The following is an 18,836-nucleotide window of genomic DNA, read 5'->3' on the forward strand; positions in this document are numbered from 1 at the left end:
AGGGGCTCAGACCACCGTGACGTGGGCGCGGGCCCACGAGGTGTGGTCGAAGGCGGAACTGCCGTTGGCGTCCTCCACCACGAGGTGGAGGAGGCGGACGCCGGTGACGTCGAGGTCGATGGACGCGGGTCCGCCGGCGGCCGTCAGGGTCGCGGTGGTGTGCAGGGTGCGGCCGTCCGCGCGGACCACGGCGCGGGTGGCGCCGGCGGACGACTGCTGCTTCGAGAAGTCGTCGATGCCGACCAGGGCCGTGAAGCGGGCCGCGCGGCCGCCCAGGTGGTAGACGACCTCCGACGGGGCGTGCACGCCGAGGCCCTTGGCGTACGTCACGCCGCCGAAGGCGATCGGGGTGCCGTCGCCCGCCTCCTTGCGGCCGTTGGAGCGGTCCCGTTCGACGGGGCCCCAGCCGTTGGCGGCGGAGACCCAGGGCAAGTCGCTGAGGTAGGAGTCCCGGGCGGGCGGGGCCGGGAGCGGGGTGAACCGTGCGGGCGCGGTGAAGCGGAACGCGGAGGTCGTGGCGGACGCCGTGACCTCGCCCGGCGCCGCCGCGGGGGACGTCACCTTCCACACCGTCGTCAGGGACGCGCCCGGGGCCAGGGAGGCCGCCGACACCGGACCGGCCGGGGTCGCCGTCCAGCCCGCCGGGACGGCGAGCTCCACCCGGACGTCCGGCCAGGCCCTGGCGGTGCCGTTCGCGAGCCGGGTCGTCACGTTCACCCCGTCCGCGGTCGCCGTGAGCCCCCAGGCCCGGCGCGGGTAGGTCTCCGACCAGGACGCGCGCAGCAGCGCCGTCAGCGAGGCGACCGTCGCCGGGTTCGCGGCCGCCACGTCACGCTGCTCGCCGATGTCGGCGCTCAGGTCGTACAGCTCGAACTGCCACTGCGCGTCCGGGGCGTTGCGGTCCCGTGCGGGGGCGAACCGTACGCCCTTCCAGCGGTCCTTGCGGATCGCCTCGGCGACCCGCTTGGCCCGGCCGCCGTCCTGGGCGTTGGCCCGGGAGGTGACACCCTGCTCGTCCCGGTACCAGTACAGGTGGGAGTGGAGCGGGGCCAGCGCGGCGGCCCCGGCGAGGACGGGGGCGGCGGAGAGGCCGTCGATGTCGGAGGGGGCGGGGGCGCCCGCCAGGTCGGCGAGGGTCGGCAGGACGTCGTAGAGCGGGGTGGGGCGGGCGCTGGTGGTGCCCGCGGCGATCCGGCCGGGGGCCCAGGCGATCAGCGGGACCCGTACGCCGCCCTCGTAGAGGTTGCGCTTGTAGCCGCGCAGCGGACCGTTGGCGTCGAACAGGTCGGGGTCCACCCCGCCCTCCTCGTGGGGGCCGTTGTCGGAGGCGACCAGGACCACCGTGCGGTCGGCGATCCCGCGCGCCCGGAGCCGGTCGACGACCGCGCCGACCTGCGCGTCGAGGAGGCTGATCTGCGCCGCGTGCGCCTTGTTCGACTGGCTCCAGGGCTTCGACGCGTACGCGGTGGTGTCCGGGACCTCGCTGGGCGCGTGCGGCAGGTTCGGGGTGAGGAAGAGCAGGAAGGGGTCCGGTCCGGACGCGTGCTCGTCGATGAAGGCGAGGGCGCGTTCGGCGATCGCCCCGGGGGCGAAGGTGCCCGCCGGCACCGTCTCCTTGGCGCCGTTGTGCCACAGGTAGGAGGGGTAGTACTGGTGGGCGTGGCTGTGGTCGATGTACCCGTAGAACTCCTCGAAGCCGCGCGCCGACGGATGGCTCGGCTGGTCCGCGGTCTCCGGGCCGAAGCCCCACTTCCCGAACAGGCCCGTACGGTAGCCGCGCGCCCGGAGCACTTCCGCGAAGGTGGTGTCCCCGGCGCCGAGACCGGCCTGGCCGCCGCTGCCCGGGTTGGCGCGGACCGGCGCGTGCCCGGTGTGCAGGCCGGTCAGCAGGGCCGCCCGGGAGGGGGCGCAGACGGCGGCGGCCGCGTAGGCGTCGGTGAACTTCAGCCCTTCGGCGGCGAGTTGGGCGATGCGCGGGGTGGTGATCAGCTTCTGGCCGTACGGGGCGAGGTCGCCGTAGCCGAGGTCGTCGGCCAGGATCACCACGAGGTGGGGCGCCGAGCCCGCCGCGGCCCCGGCGCTCTCCGCGGCGGACGCCGGTGCGGACGCGGGCAGTTGGGGCAGGGCGGCCAGCCCGACGGCGGCCGCGGATCCGGCGAGGAAGTGGCGGCGGCTGGGCATGGTGAACTCCTTGGCTGCGACGGGGCGGTGAGGAGATCATCGGCAGCCGGGCCGCGCGAAGACCATGCACGGGGCGTGAAGAACGTGTGACGCGGCGGGCCGGGCCCGCTTGACCTTGCCCCTGGTGTCAGGGTTGTTGCCTGACCCCATGAACACCACACACACCACGCACACCACCCGCGCCCCGCACAGCACCACGGCCGTCACCGACGCCACCCGCCGGCGCGTCGTCCTCGTCACCGGCGGCGGCACCGGCATCGGCCGCGCCACCGCCCGGGCCTTCGCCGCGGACGGCCACCGGGTGGTCGTCGTCGGCAGGCGCCCCGGACCCCTTGCCGACACCGCCGCCGGACACCCCGGGATCCACCCCCTGACGGGGGACGTGGCCGCGCCGGGCGGGCCGGAGCGGCTCGTACGGGAGGTCCTGGACTCCCACGGGCGTCTGGACGTGCTCGTGAACAACGCGGGGATCGTGCGCAGCGGCCCCCTGGACGGCCTCGCGGACGGGGACGTCACCGACCAGCTGGGCACCAACCTCGTCGCGCCCGTCCTGCTCACCCGGGCCGCACTGCCCGCCCTGGAGGCCGCCGGGGCCGGGGTCGTCGTCAACGTCACCACCGCCGTCGGGCAGCGGGGCTGGCCCGGGAACTCGGTCTACGCCGCGACCAAGGCGGCCCTCGACAGCCTCACCCGCAGCTGGGCGGTGGAGCTCGCCCCGCGCGGCGTCCGGGTCGTCGCGGTCGCTCCGGGCGCCGTGGAGACGCCGATCGCCGCGCACCAGGGGCTGAGCGCGGAGCGGGCCGCCCAGGTAAGGGCCTGGCAGGTGGCGCGCACTCCGCTGGGGCGGGTGGGACGGCCGGAGGAGGTCGCCTGGGCGGTGTGCCGGCTCGCCGATCCGGCGGCCTCGTTCGTGACGGGCGTCGTGCTCCCGGTCGACGGGGGCGCGTTGCCCGCCTGAGACGATGGGTCCGTGCTCATCGGGGAACTCGCCGCGGCGACGGGGACCAGCGCCCGCGCCCTGCGCCACTACGAGCGGGCCGGGCTGATCTCGTCGGAGCGGGCCGCCAACGGCTACCGCGTCTACGGGGCCACGGCCGTCGTACGGGTCCGCAACATCCGCACCCTGCTCGACGCGGGGCTCACCCTCGCCGACGTGGAGGTGTTCCTGCCCTGCCTGGACGGGGACGTGGCCGCCGCGCCGCCCTCCCCGAAGGGGCTGGCGGTGGCCCGGGAACGGCTCGCCGTCCTGGAGGCCCGGATCGCCGCGCAGACGGCCGCGCGCGACCGGCTCCGCAGGGCCCTGGGAGCGCTCTGAGGGCGGCCCGCCGGCCCCTGGACCCGCAGGACCGCCCCCGGTCACCCCGTCGGGGTCAGATCGTCGCCGCGTCGATCACGAAGCGGTAGCGGACGTCGCTGGACAGGACCCGCTCGTAGGCCTCGTTGATCTGGTCGGCGCCGATCAGCTCGATCTCTGCGCCCAGCCCGTGCTCGGCGCAGAAGTCGAGCATCTCCTGGGTCTCGGGGATGCCGCCGATCATCGACCCGGCGAGGGTCTTGCGGCCGCCGATGACGGAGAACAGGTTCAGCTCGACCGGCTCCTCCGGCGCGCCGACGTTCACCAGCGCTCCGTCGACCTTCAGCAGGGCGAGGTAGCGGTCGAGGCCGAGCGGCGCGGAGACCGTGGACACGATGAGGTCGAAGGTGCCGGCGAGCTCCTCGAAGGTGCTCGGGTCGCTGGTCGCGTAGTAGTGGGAGGCGCCCAGCTTCAGGCCGTCCTCCTTCTTGCGCAGGCTCTGCGACAGGACGGTGACCTCGGCGCCGAGGGCGGAGGCGATCTTCACGCCCATGTGGCCGAGCCCGCCGAGGCCGACGATCGCGACCTTCTTGCCGGGGCCGGCCTGCCAGTGCCGCAGCGGGGAGTAGAGGGTGATGCCGGCGCACAGCAGCGGCGCGGCGACGTCGAGGGAGAGGCCGTCGGGGATGCGGAGGGTGTAGTTCTCGTCGACGACGATGTGGCTGGAGTAGCCGCCGTACGTGGGCGCGCCGTCCTTGTCGAGGGCGTTGTAGGTGCCGGTCATGCCCTTGACGCAGTACTGCTCCTGGCCGCGCAGGCAGTACTCGCACTCCCGGCAGGAGTCCACGAAACAGCCCACGCCCACCCGGTCGCCGACGGCGAACTTCGTCACGCCCGCACCGGTCTCGGTGACGATCCCGGCGATCTCGTGGCCCGGGACCATCGGGAAGATGCCCTCGCCCCAGCCGTCGCGGGCCTGGTGGATGTCGGAGTGGCAGATGCCGGAGTACTTGATGTCGATGAGGACGTCGTGTTCGCCGACCGGGCGGCGCGGAACGGTGACGCGCTCCAGCGGGGCCTTGGCGGCGGGGGCGGCGTAGGCGGGGACCTGGGTGACGGACATGGGGGTGATCTCCTCTGACGAGGACGCCGGCGGTGACGTCGCACGGTGGGCGACGCCGGGGGGCCGGCATCCGGTGCTGCGGTACTTCCACCTTGCCCCGGTCCGCGCGGCCCACCCAGACCCCTGCTGTGCCTAGGACTGCCGGACCTACCCTTGGCGGGGTCAGGATGACCCCCGCAGCGCGCACCCCGCACGGGGATACTGGTGGTATGGACCAGCTTGATCAGCGAGCCGAACTGGGCGAGTTCCTGCGCACCCGCCGGGCCCGGCTGCGCCCCGAGGACGTGGGCCTGCCCGACTACGGGCGCCACCGCCGGGTCCCGGGGCTGCGCCGCGAGGAGCTGGCGCAGCTGGCCGGGGTGTCAGTGGCGTACTACACGCGCCTGGAGCAGGGCCACGGCCACAACGTGTCGGCGGAGGTCCTGGACTCCATCGCGCGGGCGCTGCGGCTGGACGCCACGGAGTCGGCGCACCTGACGCACCTGGCGAGCCCCCGCACCCGCGGCCGCAGCCGGTCCCGGCGCCCGCAGCGGGTCCGCCCGGAGCTGCGCGGCCTGATGGAGGCGATGGAGGGCGTACCGGCGTACCTGGTGGGGCGGCGGCAGGACGTCATCGGCTGGAACCGGCTCGGGGCGGCCGTCTTCGGGGACTTCGGGGCGCTGCCGGCGGCGGAGCGGAACCTGGTGCGGATGGTGTTCCTGGACCCGGCGACGGCCGAGCTGTACGCGGAGTGGGAGTGCCGGGCCTGCGAGGTCGTCAGCAACCTGCGCATGTACGCGGGCCAGTTCCCCGACGACGAGCAGCTGTCGGTGCTGGTCGGGGAACTGTCCGTGAAGAGCGAGGAGTTCCGCAGGCTGTGGGCGGCGCACACGGTGGCGGACAAGAAGACGCACGGGGTGAAGCGGCTGCGCCACCCGCTGGTGGGCGAGCTGGTGCTGCCCTTCGAGACGCTGGCGCTGCCCGACGACCCGGCGCAATTCCTGGTGACCTACCACGCCGTGCCGGGCTCCCCCTCGGCGGACGCCCTGCGGCTGCTGTCGTCCTGGTCGGCGCCGGCCCCGACGGAGGCGCCGGCCGCCCGCGCGGAAGAGCCGGCCTGAGGCGCGGGCGCACCACCCGTCGTCCCCGGTCCGAGTCGTCTGCGGCCCGTCGTCCCGGGTCCGACGTCTGCGGTCCGTCGTCCCGGGTCAGAGCTGGAGCTGGAAGATCGCCGCGCCGCGCTCGCGCCGGTAGCCCAGGGCCTCGTTCACGGCGAGCATCGGGCCGTTCCCGTCGGCGACGGTCGTACCGATCCGGCGCAGCCCGGGGTGCCGTGCCGCGACTTCCGCCCGCATGCGGAGCTTGACCGCGCGGCCCAGGCCGCGGCCCCGGTGGCCCGGTACGACGACGGTGTCGTACTGGAGGGCGCGCGGCCCGTCCGGGTCCGGGAGGACCAGCGCGGTGTAGGCGGCGATCTCCCCGGCGGGGGTGACGGCCGCGACCATCAGCATCTTGCCGCCGCGGTCCAGGACGAGCCGCTGTGCGGCGTGCACCCGCTCCGGGGTCCAAGCCGTGAACCGTTCGTCGGAATCCCCGCTGGGGGCCTCCTCCATCGCCCCGTGGGCCACGGCGGCGGCCGGGGCCCAGGCGTCGGGGACCAGGCCCGACCAGGTGAGGAGCTCGTACCCGGCGACGTCCGGGGCCTCCGCTTCCGTCGCCTCCGCGAGTTCCTGGACGTACCAGGCCATCGGGAGGACGTTCTCGAAGCCGAGGGACTCCAGGAAGGCCTGCCCGGGGCCGCCGAGGTCGGCTCCGGTGGACACGGAGGTCCGGCCGTCGGCGATCAGCTCGGCGCGGACCCGCTCCCACAGGGCGGTGCCGACGCCGCGGCGGCGGGCGTCGGGGCGGACCGTCAGCTCGTCGAGGAAGGCGGTGTGGGTGTTGCCCTCCTCCGTGAACAGCAGCAGGGCGGCGTGGCCCTCGCCGTCGGCCTCGGCGCAGTGGAGGAACCGGCCGCGGGCCGGCGGTACGCGCAGCCGCCCGGCGGCCTCCAGCCGGGTGGGGGCGGGTACGCCGGGCAGTGCGGCGGCGTCGGCTGCGTGGGCGGCGACCTGCACCGCCCACCACGTGTCCACGTCTTCGTCGGTCGGGGGCACGGCCAGCACGTCGATCTTCGTCATGTTCCCGACCTTAGGCCGTGCCGTCACGGTCCCGCCCGCCCGGCCCCGAACGCGCGGACGGCGGGGAGCCCTTGCCGGGCTCCCCGCCGTCCGGGGTTCAACTGGTGGTGGCGCGGGCCGTCAGGAGGCCGAGCCGGCCTTCCACTCCGCCCAGTCCATGTTCCAGCCGTTGAGGCCGTTGTCCGGCTTGATGGTCTTGTCCGGGGAGTTCACCACGGTGACCACGTCGCCGATCAGCGAGTTGTCGAAGAACCACGCGCCGGGCTGGTTCGGGTCGTTGGCACCCTTGGCGTCGTTCAGACCGACACAGCCGTGGCTGGTGTTGCTCTTGCCGAAGATCGAGTCCGATCCCCAGTAGTTGCCGTGGATGAAGGTTCCGGAGGTGGACAGCCGCATCGCGTGCGGGACGTCCTTGATGTCGTACTCGCCCTTGCCGTCGTTGCCCTTGAAGCCGACGGTGGCACCGTCCATCCGGGTCTCCTTGAACTTCTCGGAGATCACCATCTGGCCGTTGTACGTGGGGTTCTCCGGGGAACCGGCCGAGATCGGGATGGTCTTGAGGACCGCGCCGTCGCGGGAGACCGTCATCGTCTTCGCCTTCACGTCGACGGTGGAGACCTGGCTCCGGCCGATCTTGAAGGTGACGGTCTTGTTCTGCACGCCCTGGATGCCGGGCGCGCCCTGCACGCCCTGGAGCGCGAGCTTCAGGGTGACCGTGGAGTTCGCCTGCCAGTACTTCTCCGGGCGGAAGTCCAGGCGCTGGTTGCCGAACCAGTGGCCGACGACCTCCTGGCCGCTGCTGGAGCTGACCGAGATCGCCGCCTGGACCGCCTTCTGGTCCTTGATCGGCTTGTTGAAGGTGATCGAGACCGGCATGCCCACGCCGACCGTCTGGCCCTCGTCCGGGACGAACGAGCCGACGAAGCTGTTCTCCGGGGAGAGGGTGGTGAACGAGGCGTTCTCGTGCGCCTCGCGCCCGGCCTCGTCCTTCGCGGTCGCCGCCAGGGCGTACTTCGTGGAGCGCTTGAGCGCTCCGTCCGGCTTCCAGCTCTTCCCGTCGGCGGCTATCTTGCCCGCCACGACGGCGCCCTCGGAGCTCTTCAGCTCGACCTGGGTCAGCTTGCCGTCGCTGACGGTGACGTTCGCCGCGTCGGTCAGACCTATGTTGGTGGAACCGTCCTTGGGCGTGATGGCTATCTTCGCCTTGGAGGCGTCCTTGGCCGCCGCCGCGTCGACATCCGCCTGCGCCTTGCCCGTCTCCGCGCTGCCCTGAGGCTTCTCGCTACCCCCGTCGTTGCAGGCCGAGAGCATCAGTACGCCACCGAGCACGGCGGATACGGCCACCAGGGACCTTCTCCGCCGCATGCTGTACGTCCTCACACGTCACTCCATCGTTGCCGGAAACCCCGAGGCTGCATTCCCGGGATTGGGCCGGGCAGGGGGCATGACCCCCTGCTCGTCCTGACAACGCGTTAACGACGCGGTTCGGTTCCACACTCCGTTCGAATGTGTGCAACCCCACGGTCAGGCGTTGTCCGCCTCTTCCTCGAAGTCACCATCTTCCTCGTCGAGGTCCCACTCCAAGGACTCGGGGTCGTATTCGACGGGTTCGCTGCTCCAGGAGGCCTGCGCCAGCTCGACTCCGGGCAGCTCCGCGACCAGGTCGGTGGGGTCCACCAGGTAGGCCAGCGCCTCCGATTCGTCCTGCCGGACGGCGGTTTCGGCGTGGCCGCGCTCCTCGTCCGGCATGAACTCGTCGGCCTTGATGTGCCCGAGCGCCGCCCCGATCAGCGCCTCGGAGTCGGACACCTCAAGTACCAAATCAACTCGAAGTCGTACAAATCGTGATGTCTCAGAAGGGTTCATACGACGGAGAGTAAGCCCGCGACAGCCTCGACTTTCCCACGACCCGCCCCTTTCACTAGCATCTGCGCACACGGCCAATTCGCTGCTTCCGCAAGGGGGATCGCCCCGTGTCCGCACGTCGACCGCTGCTCACCGCTCTCGGAGCGACCACCCTCCTCGCCGCCCTGTGGTTCGTCCCGTCGGCGAACGCCACCGCTCCGGGGCACCACCCGTCGGGGGCCGCCCGCGCCCCCCCCCCCCCCCCCCCCCGCCCCCGGGCCCCCCGGGGCCCCCCCCCCCCCCCCCGGGCCCCCCCCCGGCGGGCCCCCCCCCCCCCCCCGACTCCGCCAACACCGGCACCGTGAACGGCGGTGCCACGGAACCCGACGCCGGTTCCGGTTCAGATTCCGGTTCCGGCTCCGCATCGGACTCCGCGTCGGACTCCGCCTCCGACTCTGGCTCCGACGGAGCCACCGTCACCCTGTCCCTCGCCGACACCGGCAGTACGGACACCACCCCCTACGTCATGGGCGGCACCCTCTGCCTGGGCCTCGGCGCCGGGTTCGTCGCCTTCTCCGTACGCCGCTCCCGCGCCCTGTAGCAGCGCAGGAAACCCACAGACAGGAAGAAGGGCCGTGCCCCGGGGATCACTCCCCGGGGCACGGCCCTTCACTTCTGGCCGGGGCCCGTCAGGCGAGGGGACCCGTCACCGGCTCCACCGCCGCGACGAGGCCGCCCGCGCGGACGAAGGCGTCGGCGGCGGCCAGGTCGGGGGCGAGGAAACGATCCGGCCCGGGACCCTGCACGCCCGCCGCGCGCGTCGCCTCGATGGCGGCCCGGCTGGCCGGCGCCGGGGTCAGGCCGTGGCGCAGTTCGATGGCCCGGGTGGCCGCGTACAGCTCGATCGCGATGATCCGGGTCAGGTTGTCGATCGCCGTGCGCAGCTTGCGCGCGGCCGACCAGCCCATGGAGACGTGGTCCTCCTGCATGGCCGAGGAGGGGATCGAGTCGGCGGACGCCGGAACCGCGAGCCGCTTCATCTCGCTGACCAGGGCGGCCTGCGTGTACTGGGCGATCATCAGACCGGAGTCCACGCCGGCGTCGTCCGCGAGGAACGGCGGCAGGCCGTGGCTGCGGTTCTTGTCGAGCAGCCGGTCGGTGCGCCGCTCGGCGATGGAGCCGAGGTCGGCGGCGGCGATGGCCAGGAAGTCCAGTACGTACGCGACCGGGGCCCCGTGGAAGTTGCCGTTGGATTCCACGCGCCCGTCGGGCAGGACCACCGGGTTGTCGACGGCGGCGGCCAGCTCGCGGGAGGCGACCAGGGCGGCGTGCGCCATGGTGTCCCGGCCGGCGCCCGCGACCTGCGGGGCGCAGCGCACCGAGTAGGCGTCCTGGACGCGCGGGGCGGACTCCTCCTGGAAGTGCCCGGTCAGGCCGGAGCCGTTGAGCACGGCGGCCATGTTGGCGGCGGAGGCGCCCTGGCCGGGGTGCGGGCGGATGGCGTGCAGCTCGGGCTGGAGCACCTTCTCCGTGCCGAGCAGCGCCTCCAGGGTGAGGGCGGCCGTGATGTCGGCGGAGGTGTAGAGCGTGCCGAGGTCGGCGAGGGCCATGACCAGCATGCCGAGCATGCCGTCGGTCCCGTTGAGGAGGGCGAGGCCCTCCTTCTCGCGGAGCTCCACCGGCTCGATCCCGGCTTCGGCGAGCAGCTCGCCCGCCGGGCGGACGGTGCCGTCGGGGCCCTCGGCGTCGCCCTCGCCCATGAGCGCGAGCGCGCAGTGGGAGAGCGGCGCGAGGTCGCCGGAGCAGCCGAGGGAGCCGTACTCGTGGACGACGGGGGTGATCCCGGCGTTCAGCACGTCGGCCATGGTCTGGGCGACCGAGGGCCGCACGCCCGTGTGCCCGGAGGCCACGGTCTTCAGCCGCAGGAACATCAGGGCGCGCACGACCTCGCGCTCGACGCGCGGGCCCATGCCGGCGGCGTGCGAGCGGACGATGTTGCGCTGGAGCTGCGCGCGCAGCTCGGGGCTGATGTGCCGGGAGGCGAGGGCGCCGAATCCGGTGGAGACCCCGTAGACGGGCTCGGGCTTGGCGGCCAGCGCGTCGACGATCTCGCGGGCGCGGCCGAGGGCGTCGAGCGCCTCGCCGGACAGCTCGACCCGCGCGTTGCCGCGGGCGACGGCGATGACGTCCTCGGCGGTGGTCCCGGACGTCCCCACCACGACAGTGTGCATATCCATATTCAGCACCCTACGGACTGAATCCCTTCATGTCACTAGCCGAGTTCGTCACGATCAAGCCCCACGACCACCCCTTACTTCGCCCCGTCGGCCTCAGCCCCTGCCGCGGAAGCGCCGCCGCTCCCCCGGCTCCTCCCGGGCGGCCGCGTCGGCGAGCCGCACCACGGCGGTGTCGCGTCCCGCGACGACGGGCAGCGGCGAGCGGGCGGCCTTGGCCTTGTACTGGGCGGCGTCGGCGAGCCGGAACAGCCGCCGCGAGGACTTCACGAGCCCGATGGGGTCCCCGGTGGAGGCGACCCCGCAGGCCACGCCCTCCCCGAGTTCGAGGGCGGCGGCCCGCCGGCACACCTCCTCGGTGACGCGGACGACCTCGTCGGCGGACGGCCCGACGCTGACGAGGCAGAACTCGTCCCCGCCCAGGCGCGCCACCAGGGTCCCGGCCAGCATGGCCCCGCACAGGCTCAGGACGGACCCGAACCGTTCCAGCAGCCGGTCGCCCATGGCGTGGCCGAGGGTGTCGTTGACCTTCTTGAGCCCGTTGAGGTCGCACACGACGAGGCTGACGACGGCCGCGGTCCGGCGGTGCTCCTCCAGGGCCTCGTCGAGGCGCATGTCCACGGCCCGCCGGTTGGCGAGCCCGGTGAGGGGGTCGGTGAAGGCGAGCCGCCGCGCCTCTTCGAGGCGTTCGTTCTGCGCGAGCCCGGCGGCGACGACGGCCGCGAGCACGGTCGCGAACTCGGCGTCGTCCTCGTCGAAGTCGGGCAGCCCCTCGTCCCGGGCGACGTACAGCTCCCCCCAGGCGCGGCCGCTGAGCACGACCGGAGCGACCACGCAGGTCCCGCGCCCGCGGCGGCGCAGGGCCTCGCCCCGCCACCCGGGGCGGCTGCCGACGGCGCTCTCGACCCAGGCGTGGGGTCCGCCGCCGCCGGCCCAGCGTTCGTGGAGGAACTCGGTGATCTCCGGGAAGTCGTGCACGGGGTAGGACTCGTCCTCGGGGAACTCCTCCTCGCCGGCCCGCCGCTCCCCCTCGTTCACGAGGACCCGCAGCCGGCCCCGCTCGCGCTCCCAGGCGGAGATCGCGGCGAAGGAGCCGTCCATCGCCAGGCGCGCCCCGCGCGCGGCCGCCCGGACGCTGTCCCGCGGCGCGCAGGCGGCCGCCATGGCCTGCGCGAGGCCCACGACGGCTCGCAGCCGCCCGTCAACTCCCATCACCCCAGATTAGGGAGTTTTGTCCGAATCGGTGATGGCTGGTGCGGCATTCGGTGGCACGCGGCCACGAACCGTGACCGCGCCACCCGTCCCCGCCGGCGCCGGGCAGGCACGACTCCGGCGACGCGGCCTCACTGCCCGGGCCACTCCGGCTTGCGCTTCTCGTTGAACGCCGCCACGCCCTCGGCCCGGTCCCCGGAGAAGGCGACCGTGCGCCAGGCGGCGTCCTCGATCTCCAGCCCGGCCGCCAGGTCCATGCCGTGCCCCAGCCGCAGGGCCCGCTTGGCCGCGCGCAGCCCGACCGGGGAGTTCGCCGCCATCCGCGCGGCCAGCTCCAGGGCCCGCGTACGGTCCTCACCGGCCGGAGCCAGCGAGTCGACCAGCCCCAGGGCGAGGGCCTCCGCGGCCTCGACCCGGCGCGCCGTGAAGATCAGCTCGGCGGCCCGCGCCGCCCCGACCCGGCGCGGCAGCAGCTGCGTACCGCCACCGCCCGGGATCACGCCGACCGACACCTCGGGCAGGCCGACCACCGCCGTCTCGTCGGCCACGATCACGTCGCAGGCCAGCGCCAGCTCGAAGCCGCCGCCGAGCGCGAAGCCGTGCACCGCCGCGACCGTGGGCACCGGCAGTTCCAGCACGCCCCCGTACGCCCCGCGCGTGGTCGGCCGCTGCCGCACCAGCTCGGCGTCCGACAGCGAGTTGCGCTCCTTGAGGTCGGCGCCCACGCAGAACGCCCGCTCGTGCGTCGAGGACAGCACCACGACCCGTACGGAGGCGTCGGCGGCCAGCGCCGCGCACGCGGCCCCGATCGACCGGGCCATCTCCGTCGAGACGGCGTTCATCGCCTTGGGCCGGTCCAGCACCAGCTCGGCGACCACGCCGCCGTCGCCATGGCGCCGCACCGCGACGAACTCCCCGTACCGGACCTCGTCCACAGCCACGCCACCCTCCCGGTTAACGAACGTTACGTCGGGATCTTAGGCGTCCGCCGCGTCAGCGACCAGGGCTCCACGACACCCAGCCCGCGGACCGGCCGCTGCCACATGGGCTGGAGCGCGAAGCGGTAGGTCCCGCCGCCCTCCTCCAGCTCCGCCGACTTCTCCGAGAGCGGCGCCGCGCCGACCCGGCCGAGCTCCTCGGCCATCGCCCCGTCCACCAGCACCGCGTCCTTCGGCGCTATGGAGGTGAGCCGGCTCGCCAGGTTCACCGTCGTCCCGAACACGTCGCCCATGCGGGTCGTCACCGTCCCGAAGGCGATGCCCACCCGCAGCTCGGGCATCTGCGGATCGGCCTCCATCGTCTCGATCAGCCGCAGCGCGATCTCCGCCGCCGTCGCCGCGTCGTCGGCGCAGTACAGCACCTCGTCGCCCAGCGTCTTGATCAGCCGGCCGCCGTGCGCCGCCACCAGGTCCGCCGCCGTCGTCTCGAAGGCCTCGACGAGCTCGCCGAGCTCCTCCTCCTCCAGCCGCCGCGTCAGCCGCGTGAAGCCGACCAGGTCCGCGAAGCCCACCGCGAGGCGCCGGTCGACCATCTCCTCGTCGTCCGCGACCTGCACGACCCGCCCCGTCGCCGCCGCCAGCTGGCGCCGCCACACGTAGACGAGGAACTCCTCCAGCTCCGGCAGCAGCAGCTCGACCAGCGGGTACGTGACCTCCGTACGCGTCATCCCCGGCTCGGGCGGCTCCGTCAGCCCCTCCAGGAAGGAATCGATCTGCCATTCGGCCAGACGGGCGGTCGTCTGCCCGGTGGACCGGGCCACCTGCACCGCCATCGGCTCGGACAGCAGCCCCGCCTCCACCAGACCCGCCAGACGCCGCAGCGCCAGTACGTCCGCCTCCGTCAGCGCCTTGGCCTGCCCGATGTCCGCGAAGCCCATGGCCCGCCAGAAGCGCGAGGCCAGCTCCATCGACACCCCGGCGCTGCGGGCGGCCTGGAAGGGCGTGTACCGGCGCTCGGCGCCCAGGATCAGCTGCTCCAGCCGGATGGCCAGCGGATCGGCCGTCGGCTGCGCCGTGTGGTCCACCTCGTGGTGCGGCGTGTGCTGGTCCCGCCCGATGGGGGTGCCGGGACCGCTCGCGGAACCGGACCCGGACGCGCTGGACGAAGAGCCGTCGACGGTCAAGGGCCGCCTCCTGTCCATTCCGTGCGCACTGCCGAACCGAGTGATCACCGGGAGGACCGGGATCGCCTAAACCATACGGCAGGTGTGCCGTACCTCACTCCCTCTCCGGAGGACGGGCTCCGGCATATTCACCCGGCGATCCGGCCCCGCCGGCGTCCGGGGCGCGGGGGCCCGTGGGCGGGGCCCCCGGCTGCGGCGCCCCCGGCAGCGGAGCCGCAGCCGCGGGGACGACCGCCCCGCCCGGCCGGGCGACGGCCGCCCCCGACGCGACCCCGCGCCCGCCCCCGCCCGGCCGGGCGACGGCAAGGTCAGTGGACCGACCTCAGGTGCACCACGTCGCCCGCCCCCACCGCCTCCCGCTCGCCGTCGGCCGTACGGATCACCAGCCGCCCGTCCGCGTCGACCGCTTCGGCCGTTCCGGTGAGGGCCCGCCCGCCCGGCAGGTCCGCCCGCACGTGCTTGCCGAGGGTCGCGCAGCCCGCCGCGTACGCCTCCTGGAGCCCGCTCGCGCCCGGGTCGCCCCCGGCCTCGCGCCAGTTCCCGTACCACTGCTCCAGCGAGCGCAGCACGCTCTTCAGCAGCGGGTCCCGGTCCGTCGCCGAGGCCTTGGCCAGCAGCAGCGAGCCCGCGGCCGGTACGGGCAGCTCGTCCTCCGTCAGGGTGACGTTGAGGCCGATCCCCACGACCACCCCGTCCGCGACCCGCTCCGCGAGGATCCCGCCGGTCTTGCGCTCGTCACCGTCCACCGTGACCAGCAGGTCGTTGGGCCACTTGAGCGCGGTGTCCACGCCCGCCGCCCGGGACAGGCCGGCCGCGGTGGCCACCCCGGCCAGCAGCGTCAGCCACCCCCACCGCTCCTCGGGCACGGCCGGGCCCGGCTTGAGCAGGACGGAGAAGAACAGCCCCGACCGGGCCGGCGCCGTCCAGCTGCGGTCGAGGCGGCCGCGCCCCGCCGTCTGCTCCTCGGCGACGAGCACCGCCCCCTCGGGCAGCGCGGCGGCCCGCGCCGCGAGATCGGTGTTGGTGGACCCCGTGGCGGGGACGACCTCCAGGGAGGTCCACAGCCCGCCCTCGGTGACGAGGGCCCGCTGGAGGGCGGCGGCGTTGAGGGGAGGCCGGTCCAGGCTCGACCAGCGTCCCGCGGAAGCTCCGGATGAAGCATCTGATGGCGTCATGCAAGTCAATGTAGGTGTGTCAAACGCCGCACTGCCGAGCGCCATGCCCGCCGATACGCTACGCACCAGTAGCCAGCAGCAGTCAATCAATTGACCAGGCAGTTGACACCACACAGGGAGCCGCGACCCCGATGTCACAACCCTCAGAGCCGATCGACATCCACACGACCGCGGGCAAGCTCGCGGACCTGCGGCGCCGAGTCGAGGAAGCCACCCACGCAGGTTCCGAGCGAGCCGTGGAGAAGCAGCACGCCAAGGGCAAGCTGACGGCCCGTGAGCGGGTGGCACTGCTGCTGGACGAGGGGTCCTTCGTAGAGCTGGACGAGTTCGCCCGGCACCGCTCGACCAACTTCGGGCTGGAGAAGACCCGGCCCTACGGCGACGGCGTCGTCACCGGCTACGGCACGGTGGACGGCCGGCCCGTGGCCGTCTTCTCGCAGGACTTCACGGTCTTCGGCGGAGCCCTCGGCGAGGTCTACGGACAGAAGATCATGAAGGTCATGGACTTCGCGCTGAAGACCGGCTGCCCGCTCGTCGGCATCAACGACTCCGGCGGCGCCCGCATCCAGGAGGGCGTCAGCGCGCTCGGCATGTACGGCGAGATCTTCCGCCGCAACGTCCACGCGTCGGGCGTGATCCCGCAGATCAGCCTGGTCGTCGGCCCCTGCGCCGGCGGCGCGGTGTACTCCCCCGCGATCACCGACTTCACCGTCATGGTCGACCAGACCTCGCACATGTTCATCACCGGACCGGACGTCATCAAGACGGTCACCGGAGAGGACGTCGGCTTCGAGGAGCTCGGCGGCGCCCGCACCCACAACAGCACGTCCGGCGTCGCCCACCACATGGCGGGCGACGAGAAGGACGCCATCGAGTACGTCAAGTCCCTGCTGGCGTACCTGCCGTCGAACAACCTGTCCGAGCCGCCCGCCTTCCCCGAGGAGGCGGACACCGAGGTCTCCGGCACCGACCTCGAACTCGACGCGCTCATCCCGGACAGCGCGAACCAGCCGTACGACATGCACACCGTGATCGAGCACGTGCTCGACGACGCGGAGTTCCTGGAGACGCAGTCGCTGTTCGCCCCGAACATCCTCACCGGCTTCGGCCGCGTCGAGGGGCACCCGGTCGGCATCGTCGCGAACCAGCCGATGCAGTTCGCCGGCTGCCTCGACATCAACGCCTCCGAGAAGGCTGCACGATTCGTCCGGACGTGCGACGCTTTCAATGTCCCGGTGCTGACGTTCGTCGACGTACCGGGCTTCCTCCCCGGCACCGACCAGGAGTACAACGGAATCATCCGGCGCGGCGCCAAGCTGATCTACGCCTACGCCGAGGCCACCGTCCCCCTGATCACGGTCATCACCCGCAAGGCCTTCGGCGGGGCCTACGACGTCATGGGCTCCAAGCACCTCGGCGCGGACCTGAACCTGGCCTGGCCGACCGCCCAGATCGCCGTCATGGGCGCCCAGGGCGCGGTCAACATCCTGCACCGCCGCGCCATCGCCGAGGCGGAGGCCGCCGGCACCGCCGACGAGACCCGCGCACGGCTCATCACCGAGTACGAGGACGCCCTGCTCAACCCCTACACGGCGGCCGAGCGCGGCTACGTCGACGCGGTGGTCATGCCGTCCGAGACCCGCGCCCACGTGGTGAAGGGCCTGCGCCAGCTGCGCACCAAGCGGGAGTCCCTGCCCCCGAAGAAGCACGGCAACATCCCCCTGTAAGCCCCCGAGGAGGTCTCTGTGGTGATCAAGGTCGTCAAGGGCAATCCGACCCCCGAGGAGCTGGCCGCCGCACTGGCGGTGGTCCAAGCGCGCGCGGCGGCGCTGGCCTCGGCCCCGTCGGGCGCGCCCCGGGTACCGGACGAGTGGGCCGCACCCGCCCGGGTGGCCCGCCAGCGCGTACCGCGCCCCGGGCCGCGCGCGTGGGGCCGTACGTACTGGCCCGGCCAGGGCTGAGGCCCGGCCGAAGATGACGTGAACGGACGGTGGCGCCTGAGTACGAGTACTCAGGCGCCACTGCCGTACCGGCGCCAGGATCGGAACATGCTCTGGTCAGACCCGAAGGACGAGCCCCCGAAGGACATGCGGGACGCGCAGGCGATGCTCCGACGGCTGCTCGTCGTCCTCGTCCTCGCGATGGTCGTGGGCGTGTACGTCCTCGGCGTCGCCCCGTTCTAGTGCCGTGACCGGCCGCGGCACCGTGCGGCCTCCGGGGCCGTCCTACGATGGCCCCCATGACCGCAACCCCTCTGCCCGGAAACCGGCGTCGCACGCTGGTCCTCGCCTCCGCCTCCCCCGCCCGGCTGAACCTGCTGCGGCAGGCCGGGCTCGCCCCGCACGTGATCGTCAGCGGCTTCGACGAGGACACGCTGAACCACGACAACCCGGCCGACCTGGCACTGGCCCTGGCCGAGGCCAAGGCCGCCGTCGTGGCGGGCCTCCAGGAGGCCGCGGGCGCCCTGGTGATCGGCTGCGACTCGGTGCTGGAGCTGGACGGCGAGGCGCTCGGCAAGCCGGCGGACCCCACGGAGGCCACCGCCCGCTGGAAGTCGATGCGGGGCCGGTCGGGCGTGCTGCGCACCGGGCACTGCGTGATCGACACGGCGGACGGCCGTCAGGTCTCGGCGACCGCCTCCACCACGGTCCGCTTCGGCGAGCCCACGGACGCGGAGGTGGCGGCGTACGTGGCGAGCGGGGAGCCGCTGCACGTCGCCGGCGCGTTCACCCTGGACGGCCTGTCGGCTCCGTTCATCGACGGCATCGACGGCGACCCCGGGAACGTGATCGGCCTGTCGCTGCCGCTGCTGCGCTCCCTGCTGGGCGAACTGGACGTGGCCATCACGGACTTGTGGGCCTGACCTCCCCGCGCGGCGCCGGGGGCGCCTGCGGCGGGCCGTCGGAGGCGTCCGCGGCGGGAGCGGCGTAGAGGATCAGGCTCAGGACCAGCAGGCACAGGACCAGCATCAGCGCGGCGAAGACCATCCAGCCGGAGAGTCCGACCGACAGCGTGCCGAGCAGCCCGTGGACGACGGCCGCGACGACGAGCACGACGCGGGCGAAGCGGCCGGGCGGCAGGTCCCGTACGGCGGCGACGGCGAGCAGGACGGCGCACAGGAGCAGGAACGCGCCGATGCCGGCGCCCATCACGTAGGTGGCCGTGGACATGAGCTCCGGGTCGCTGCCCGCGATGGACATCGACTGGTTCGCGGTGGTCCTGCCCAGCACGAGGTGGACGAGTACGAGCAGCGCCGCTTCCGCGACGAGCACGACCGCGGCCAGCCCGGCCACGAATCTGCGCAGCACGACGCCCCCATCCCCCACACGTCACAAGCGTGTTCGACGTCCTGGAGGCTACTAACGAGTAAACCTGCGGACAAGAGGCCGGGGCGGCTTCGTTACGGAGGCCCCCCGTGACGGCTCTCACGCAAAGAATGCATAGGCCGTTCGTAGGGACTCCACAAAGAATCAGCAGGGGCCGCTGACCCG

The 18,836-nt window shown here is 73.4% G+C and carries 18 protein-coding genes and 1 pseudogene; 8 read left to right on the forward strand and 11 right to left on the reverse strand.

The window, feature by feature from the left end:
* Positions 1 to 6: 6 nt before the first annotated feature.
* Positions 7 to 2,181 (reverse strand): sulfatase family protein, encoded by a 2,175-nt coding sequence (locus AC07B0_RS09225; RefSeq protein ID WP_478897447.1) that lies wholly within the window; start codon positions 2,179 to 2,181, stop codon positions 7 to 9.
* 148 nt (positions 2,182 to 2,329) lie between these two features.
* On the opposite strand from AC07B0_RS09225, the gene AC07B0_RS09230 reads away from it, so the two are divergent.
* Both AC07B0_RS09230 and AC07B0_RS09235 read left to right on the forward strand, forming a co-directional pair.
* The gene (locus tag AC07B0_RS09230) at positions 2,330 to 3,139 is read left to right on the forward strand and encodes an SDR family NAD(P)-dependent oxidoreductase (protein ID WP_478897449.1); all 810 of its coding nucleotides are present in this window, start codon (positions 2,330 to 2,332) and stop codon (positions 3,137 to 3,139) included.
* A 12-nt stretch (positions 3,140 to 3,151) separates the two neighbouring features.
* On the forward strand, positions 3,152 to 3,496 hold the full coding sequence (locus tag AC07B0_RS09235) for a MerR family transcriptional regulator (RefSeq protein WP_478897451.1): 345 nt from the start codon (positions 3,152 to 3,154) through the stop codon (positions 3,494 to 3,496).
* A 55-nt stretch (positions 3,497 to 3,551) separates the two neighbouring features.
* On the opposite strand, the gene AC07B0_RS09240 is transcribed toward AC07B0_RS09235, so the two are convergent.
* Positions 3,552 to 4,598, reverse strand: coding sequence for an NAD(P)-dependent alcohol dehydrogenase (locus AC07B0_RS09240; protein ID WP_356880608.1), 1,047 nt, complete (start codon positions 4,596 to 4,598; stop codon positions 3,552 to 3,554).
* Positions 4,599 to 4,807: 209 nt separating this feature from the next.
* Here AC07B0_RS09240 and AC07B0_RS09245 point away from each other — a divergent pair, with 209 nt between their 5' ends.
* On the forward strand, positions 4,808 to 5,698 hold the full coding sequence (locus AC07B0_RS09245) for a helix-turn-helix domain-containing protein (protein ID WP_467290024.1): 891 nt from the start codon (positions 4,808 to 4,810) through the stop codon (positions 5,696 to 5,698).
* An 87-nt stretch (positions 5,699 to 5,785) separates the two neighbouring features.
* Here AC07B0_RS09245 and AC07B0_RS09250 read toward each other — a convergent pair whose 3' ends face one another.
* The 3 genes from AC07B0_RS09250 to AC07B0_RS09260 all read right to left on the reverse strand — a co-directional run bounded on the left by AC07B0_RS09250 (position 5,786) and on the right by AC07B0_RS09260 (position 8,566).
* A complete protein-coding gene (locus tag AC07B0_RS09250; RefSeq protein ID WP_356880612.1) occupies positions 5,786 to 6,757 on the reverse strand; it encodes a GNAT family N-acetyltransferase in 972 nt (323 codons plus the stop codon).
* A gap of 120 nt (positions 6,758 to 6,877) precedes the next feature.
* Positions 6,878 to 8,122 (reverse strand): L,D-transpeptidase, encoded by a 1,245-nt coding sequence (locus AC07B0_RS09255; RefSeq protein WP_356880618.1) that lies wholly within the window; start codon positions 8,120 to 8,122, stop codon positions 6,878 to 6,880.
* 159 nt (positions 8,123 to 8,281) lie between these two features.
* Positions 8,282 to 8,566: a hypothetical protein gene (locus AC07B0_RS09260; protein WP_356880614.1), complete on the reverse strand. Its 285-nt coding sequence runs from the start codon at positions 8,564 to 8,566 to the stop codon at positions 8,282 to 8,284.
* A 520-nt stretch (positions 8,567 to 9,086) separates the two neighbouring features.
* On the opposite strand from AC07B0_RS09260, the pseudogene AC07B0_RS09265 reads away from it, so the two are divergent.
* Positions 9,087 to 9,203 (forward strand): annotated as a pseudogene (locus AC07B0_RS09265) (LPXTG cell wall anchor domain-containing protein); the annotation flags it as partial.
* Between the two features lie 88 nt (positions 9,204 to 9,291).
* Here AC07B0_RS09265 and hutH read toward each other — a convergent pair.
* The 5 genes from hutH to AC07B0_RS09290 all read right to left on the reverse strand — a co-directional run bounded on the left by hutH (position 9,292) and on the right by AC07B0_RS09290 (position 15,345).
* Positions 9,292 to 10,833, reverse strand: a complete 1,542-nt coding sequence (gene hutH, locus AC07B0_RS09270; protein ID WP_467290700.1) for a histidine ammonia-lyase — start codon at positions 10,831 to 10,833, stop codon at positions 9,292 to 9,294.
* 99 nt (positions 10,834 to 10,932) lie between these two features.
* Positions 10,933 to 12,048, reverse strand: coding sequence for a GGDEF domain-containing protein (locus AC07B0_RS09275; protein ID WP_478897454.1), 1,116 nt, complete (start codon positions 12,046 to 12,048; stop codon positions 10,933 to 10,935).
* Between the two features lie 131 nt (positions 12,049 to 12,179).
* Entirely contained in the window at positions 12,180 to 12,983 is an 804-nt protein-coding gene (locus AC07B0_RS09280; protein ID WP_356871122.1) for an enoyl-CoA hydratase/isomerase family protein, read from the reverse strand.
* A gap of 29 nt (positions 12,984 to 13,012) precedes the next feature.
* Positions 13,013 to 14,170: an adenylate/guanylate cyclase domain-containing protein gene (locus AC07B0_RS09285; RefSeq protein WP_356870721.1), complete on the reverse strand. Its 1,158-nt coding sequence runs from the start codon at positions 14,168 to 14,170 to the stop codon at positions 13,013 to 13,015.
* 308 nt (positions 14,171 to 14,478) lie between these two features.
* Positions 14,479 to 15,345, reverse strand: coding sequence for a biotin--[acetyl-CoA-carboxylase] ligase (locus AC07B0_RS09290; RefSeq protein ID WP_356870723.1), 867 nt, complete (start codon positions 15,343 to 15,345; stop codon positions 14,479 to 14,481).
* Positions 15,346 to 15,476: 131 nt separating this feature from the next.
* On the opposite strand from AC07B0_RS09290, the gene AC07B0_RS09295 reads away from it, so the two are divergent.
* The 4 genes from AC07B0_RS09295 to AC07B0_RS09310 all read left to right on the forward strand — a co-directional run bounded on the left by AC07B0_RS09295 (position 15,477) and on the right by AC07B0_RS09310 (position 18,208).
* Entirely contained in the window at positions 15,477 to 17,072 is a 1,596-nt protein-coding gene (locus AC07B0_RS09295) for an acyl-CoA carboxylase subunit beta (protein ID WP_356870725.1), read from the forward strand.
* A gap of 21 nt (positions 17,073 to 17,093) precedes the next feature.
* Positions 17,094 to 17,306 (forward strand): acyl-CoA carboxylase epsilon subunit, encoded by a 213-nt coding sequence (locus AC07B0_RS09300; protein ID WP_356871124.1) that lies wholly within the window; start codon positions 17,094 to 17,096, stop codon positions 17,304 to 17,306.
* Positions 17,307 to 17,393: 87 nt separating this feature from the next.
* Positions 17,394 to 17,528, forward strand: a complete 135-nt coding sequence (gene mmpB, locus AC07B0_RS09305; protein ID WP_319188909.1) for a morphogenic membrane protein MmpB — start codon at positions 17,394 to 17,396, stop codon at positions 17,526 to 17,528.
* Positions 17,529 to 17,575: 47 nt separating this feature from the next.
* Complete coding sequence (locus AC07B0_RS09310; protein ID WP_467290016.1) at positions 17,576 to 18,208, forward strand: nucleoside triphosphate pyrophosphatase; 633 nt, start codon at positions 17,576 to 17,578, stop codon at positions 18,206 to 18,208.
* On the opposite strand, the gene AC07B0_RS09315 is transcribed toward AC07B0_RS09310, so the two are convergent.
* Positions 18,189 to 18,653, reverse strand: coding sequence for a hypothetical protein (locus AC07B0_RS09315; RefSeq protein ID WP_469376517.1), 465 nt, complete (start codon positions 18,651 to 18,653; stop codon positions 18,189 to 18,191). The two genes, AC07B0_RS09310 and AC07B0_RS09315, sit on opposite strands and share 20 nt — an antisense overlap.
* Positions 18,654 to 18,836 lie beyond the last annotated feature (183 nt).

The organism is Streptomyces sp. NPDC044704 (assembly GCF_056433525.1).

Bases quoted from the DNA above. Each gene is read 5' to 3' on its own strand.
- AC07B0_RS09290 (WP_356870723.1), bottom strand. From the start codon at position 15,345: ATGACGCCATCAGATGCTTCATCCGGAGCTTCCGCGGGACGCTGGTCG.
- AC07B0_RS09245 (WP_467290024.1), top strand. From the start codon at position 4,808: ATGGACCAGCTTGATCAGCGAGCCGAACTGGGCGAGTTCCTGCGCACC.
- AC07B0_RS09295 (WP_356870725.1), top strand. From the start codon at position 15,477: ATGTCACAACCCTCAGAGCCGATCGACATCCACACGACCGCGGGCAAG.
- AC07B0_RS09230 (WP_478897449.1), top strand. From the start codon at position 2,330: ATGAACACCACACACACCACGCACACCACCCGCGCCCCGCACAGCACC.
- AC07B0_RS09275 (WP_478897454.1), bottom strand. From the start codon at position 12,048: ATGGGAGTTGACGGGCGGCTGCGAGCCGTCGTGGGCCTCGCGCAGGCC.
- AC07B0_RS09225 (WP_478897447.1), bottom strand. From the start codon at position 2,181: ATGCCCAGCCGCCGCCACTTCCTCGCCGGATCCGCGGCCGCCGTCGGG.
- mmpB (WP_319188909.1), top strand. From the start codon at position 17,394: ATGCTCTGGTCAGACCCGAAGGACGAGCCCCCGAAGGACATGCGGGAC.
- AC07B0_RS09310 (WP_467290016.1), top strand. From the start codon at position 17,576: ATGGCCCCCATGACCGCAACCCCTCTGCCCGGAAACCGGCGTCGCACG.
- AC07B0_RS09240 (WP_356880608.1), bottom strand. From the start codon at position 4,598: ATGTCCGTCACCCAGGTCCCCGCCTACGCCGCCCCCGCCGCCAAGGCC.
- AC07B0_RS09255 (WP_356880618.1), bottom strand. From the start codon at position 8,122: ATGCGGCGGAGAAGGTCCCTGGTGGCCGTATCCGCCGTGCTCGGTGGC.
- hutH (WP_467290700.1), bottom strand. From the start codon at position 10,833: ATGCACACTGTCGTGGTGGGGACGTCCGGGACCACCGCCGAGGACGTC.
- AC07B0_RS09250 (WP_356880612.1), bottom strand. From the start codon at position 6,757: ATGACGAAGATCGACGTGCTGGCCGTGCCCCCGACCGACGAAGACGTG.